General features: G+C 72.5%; 3 protein-coding genes. 2 read left to right on the top strand and 1 reads right to left on the bottom strand.

Features of this window, described 5'->3' with window-relative positions:
* The first annotated feature begins 66 nt into the window (after nucleotides 1–66).
* Nucleotides 67–897 carry an oxidoreductase gene (locus tag ABEB16_RS16430; RefSeq protein WP_345713302.1) on the top strand — a complete coding sequence of 277 codons (831 nt, stop codon included), beginning with the start codon at nucleotides 67–69 and terminating at the stop codon, nucleotides 895–897.
* Nucleotides 898–1011: 114 nt separating this feature from the next.
* Here the strand turns inward: ABEB16_RS16430 and ABEB16_RS16425 are convergent, their stop codons facing one another.
* Nucleotides 1012–2604 carry a pectate lyase family protein gene (locus tag ABEB16_RS16425; protein WP_425560225.1) on the bottom strand — a complete coding sequence of 531 codons (1593 nt, stop codon included), beginning with the start codon at nucleotides 2602–2604 and terminating at the stop codon, nucleotides 1012–1014.
* A gap of 420 nt (nucleotides 2605–3024) precedes the next feature.
* On the opposite strand from ABEB16_RS16425, the gene ABEB16_RS16420 reads away from it, so the two are divergent.
* Nucleotides 3025–3183 (top strand): hypothetical protein, encoded by a 159-nt coding sequence (locus ABEB16_RS16420; protein ID WP_345713300.1) that lies wholly within the window; start codon nucleotides 3025–3027, stop codon nucleotides 3181–3183.
* Nucleotides 3184–3605: the final 422 nt, after the last annotated feature.

Genomic DNA, 3605 nt, shown 5'->3' with positions numbered 1-3605 from the left:
CGGCCGGTGGACCCGCCGGCGCGGCCGCTCCAGCACCGGTCCACCCGCTCGAGAGGGAGAGAACCCGTGTCCACCTGGCTCATCACCGGCTGCTCCACCGGCCTCGGCCGCTCCCTCGCCGAGGCCGTGCTCGCCCGCGGCGAGAGCGCCGTCGTCACCGCCCGCGACGCCTCGGCGGTGCAGGACCTGGCCGACGCGCACCCCGGTTCGGCGCTGGCGCTGCCCCTCGACGTCACCGATCCCGCGCAGGTCGCCGGGGCGGTGCGGCGCGCCGAGGAGCGCTTCGGCGGCGTCGACGTGCTCGTCAACAACGCCGGGTACGGCTACCGGGCCGCCGTCGAGGAGGGCGACGAGGCCGACGTGCGGCGACTGTTCGACACCCACGTCTTCGGCGCGGTGGCCCTGGCGAAGGCGGTGCTGCCCGGCATGCGCGCCCGGCGCTCCGGTGCCGTCGTGAACCTCTCCTCGATCGGTGCGCACGTGTGCCCGCCCGGTTCCGGCTACTACGCCGCCGCCAAGGCCGCCCTGGAGGCGCTGTCCACCTCGATGCGCCAGGAGCTGGCGCCGCTGGGCATCAGCGTGACGATCGTCGCGCCCGGGGGTTTCCGCACCGACTTCGCCGGTCGCTCGCTGACCCAGTCCGCGGAGGCGATCGCCGACTACGCCGACACCGCCGGCCGGCGGCGCAAGGAGAACGACACCGCCCACGGCACCCAGCCGGGCGACCCCGCGAAGGCCGCGCAGGCGATCATCACCGCCGTGACGTCCCCGGAGCCGCCGGCGCTGCTGATGCTGGGCACCGACGCGCTGGAGGCCCTGGCCGGCGTCCTCGACGCGCGGCGCGCCGAGGTGGAGAGGTGGCGCGAGCTCAGCGCGAGCACCGACCTCGACGGCTGAGCTCGTCGTCCGACCGTGGTGGTCCCACGGTGCGGCCGGGCTGGAGGGGCGGGCGCCGGACGCGGCTGTGGGTGGGTTCCGAGGAGGATCCCACCCACAGCCGTTCGTGCCGGACTACTCCGCGTAGGTCCCGAACTCCGCGATGCGCGGGGTGCCCGAGGCGGAGGTGATGGTGAACGTGATCTTCCTGAGCGACGTCGGGGAGAACGAGACGGTGCCGGGAGCGCCGGTGCCCGAGGCCAGGACCGCGCCGCTGTCACCGTTCAGGACGCGCCACCCGGTGATGGTGCCGCCGCCCGAGGCGGTGCGGATGTCGATCGTCGAGACCGTCGTGGCGGTGCCCCACTTGACCGAGATCGAGCCGGTCGTGCCGTTCGGGGACCAGTAGGTGCTCAGGCTGCCGTCGATCGCCTTGCCGTAGCTCGTGCCGCTGGCCTTGCTCGAGCCGTCGGCGCCCGCGCCGGTGCTCAGGTTCGTGCCGGTCGGCGTGCCCGCGGTCGAGGTCGGCGTGCTCGTGGCCGTCGACGTGCTCGTGGCCGTCGGCGTGGCGCTGACCGCCGGCGTCGGGGTGGCCGTCGCGGTCGCCGTGGGGCTCGGCGCCGGGGTCTGCGGGGTGCAGGAGCCGTCCGAGACCTTCAGGCCCTTGCCGGCACCGGCCGTGGCGGCGACGATCGCCGGCACGCAGCTCGCGTCGTCGAGCTCGTACGAGTAGGGGATGCTCGCGGTGCCCGTGGACGCCATGCTCGGACCGGCCGGGTTGTACGCGCTGCCCTTGGACGACCACGTGACGTTGTCGAGGATGTTGCCCGCGGTCTGCCAGGTGCCGGCCGAGCTCGTGTAGAACGTGCCGAGCACGTCCTTGGAGTCCTCGAAGTAGTTGTTCTCGACCTTGGCCCTCGCGCCGGCGCGCGAGTTGATGCCCGACTCGTTGAGGTTCACGTAGTGGTTGTTGTAGATGTGCGCCAGGCCGCCACGCAGCAGCGGGGCGCGCGAGTCGATGTTCTGGTACAGGTTGTGGTGGAACGTGATGTTCGTGTTGCCCGTGTCGGTCTCGCTCGAGCCGATGAGGCCGCCACGGCCCGAGTTGCGCAGGATCGCGTACGACAGGGTCACGTCCTCGACGTCACCCTTCATGTCGAACAGGCCGTCGTAGCCCTCCGACTCGCCACCCGATGCCTCGAGGGTCACGTGGTCGACCCACACGTTGCGGACGGTCGACTCCATGCCGATCGCGTCGCCGCCGTTGGACGTCGGCGAGCCCGACTTCTTGACGTTCTTGACCGTGACGTTCTGGATGACGATGTTGCTCGAGTCGCGGATGTGGATGCCGATCTGGTCGAACGTGGCACCGCTGCCGACACCGACGATCGAGATGTTGCTGATGCCCTTGAGCTCGATCACGCCGGCCGCGGTGGAGCAGCTGCCGGACGCCGCGGCGGTGTTCCCGACGGTGACCGTGCCTTCCACCTCGATGGTGAGGGGGGTGCTGGTGCTCGCGCGGCCGCAGATCGCGGCGTGGATCTGGGTGCCGGTCGAGGCGGTGACCGTCTGCCCGCCGGCACCGCCGGTGGCGCCGGCCGCGAAGCCGCTCGCGCTGCCCGTCACGCCGGCCTGCGCGCCCATCGCCATGACCGTCAGGCCCATCGTGGCCGCCAGGGCCACGCCGGCACCGGTCGTGAGGGGACGTCGTGCGACTGCTCTCATCAAAGCTCTCCGTTCGTCATCGACTCAGGGCGTCGTGTGCAGTCACCTGCACGGGTGTGTCGCGCGGGCGCGGTTCCACCCCCGCATCCGGGGCGACGTGGCCGAGAAACCAGTCGTCCGACCCTCTGCAGCAGGTAGTTCACACCGCGTAATGGACCAGTTACCCGGCCTTCTGGGGCCGCAGCTTACACGGCGTAGCGGGCTGATTACGCCGCGCTGCATGCGCCCGGGTTCACGGGTGCCGTGGTCGCAGCGGGGCCCGGCGCGTCGTGGGGGTACCTCCCGCTCGCGGGGGAGAACCCGACCGCGGACCTGCTGCACCGCAACTGCAGTGACCGCAGCGGTGACCAGGGTCGGCAGATCTCGGCGGGTGGTGTCGTCGGCGGATCACCGGTGCCTCCGACCGGGTGAAAACCCTGCTGCGTGGTTCAGCTCGCGGTGCGGCTGGTCGATGAGCTGCGCGGCTACCTCGGGGACGACGAGGAGGGCACGATGGTCGTCACGCGCACCGTCACGACCGGTGCTCTCACCGTCGGGGTAGGTGCTCTGCTCCTGGTTTCGGCTCACGCCTGCGTCGGGTGAGTTCCCCGGGGTGGTGTGACCGCGGTCGCAGGAAGCGCTGCGGTTCGGACCGTGCCGCGCAGGTGCTTGGCCGCTTCTCGCAGAGCTCGACGTGGTGACCCTCTCTGCTGTCCGCGCACGCCGGGTCGGCGGAGGCGGCCGGCGCCGGGTCGCGCCACTGCAGAGGACCCACCCCGACCGGGCCGGCACGGCCCAGCAGGACCCACGTCTGCAACGGTCACTCGATCAGACCAGCCCTGCCGGCGCCGGTGCCGGTCTCAACCGGGTGGCGCGCTCGTGCGCCGCTCGACGAGCCGGGGGGCCACCACGACGTCGGCGGCGGGCAGGCCGGGTTCCCCGGCGCGGGCGGTGGCCCGGGCCAGGGCGTGCCGGGCGAGGGCGGCGGTGTCCTGCCCGACGGTGGTGAGGGCCACGGTGGACAG

Source organism: Kineococcus glutinatus (assembly GCF_039542765.1).
In the GTDB taxonomy this organism is placed as follows: Bacteria; Actinomycetota; Actinomycetes; order Actinomycetales; family Kineococcaceae; genus Kineococcus_A; species Kineococcus_A glutinatus.
This window is presented reverse-complemented; position numbering and strand designations above follow the sequence as displayed.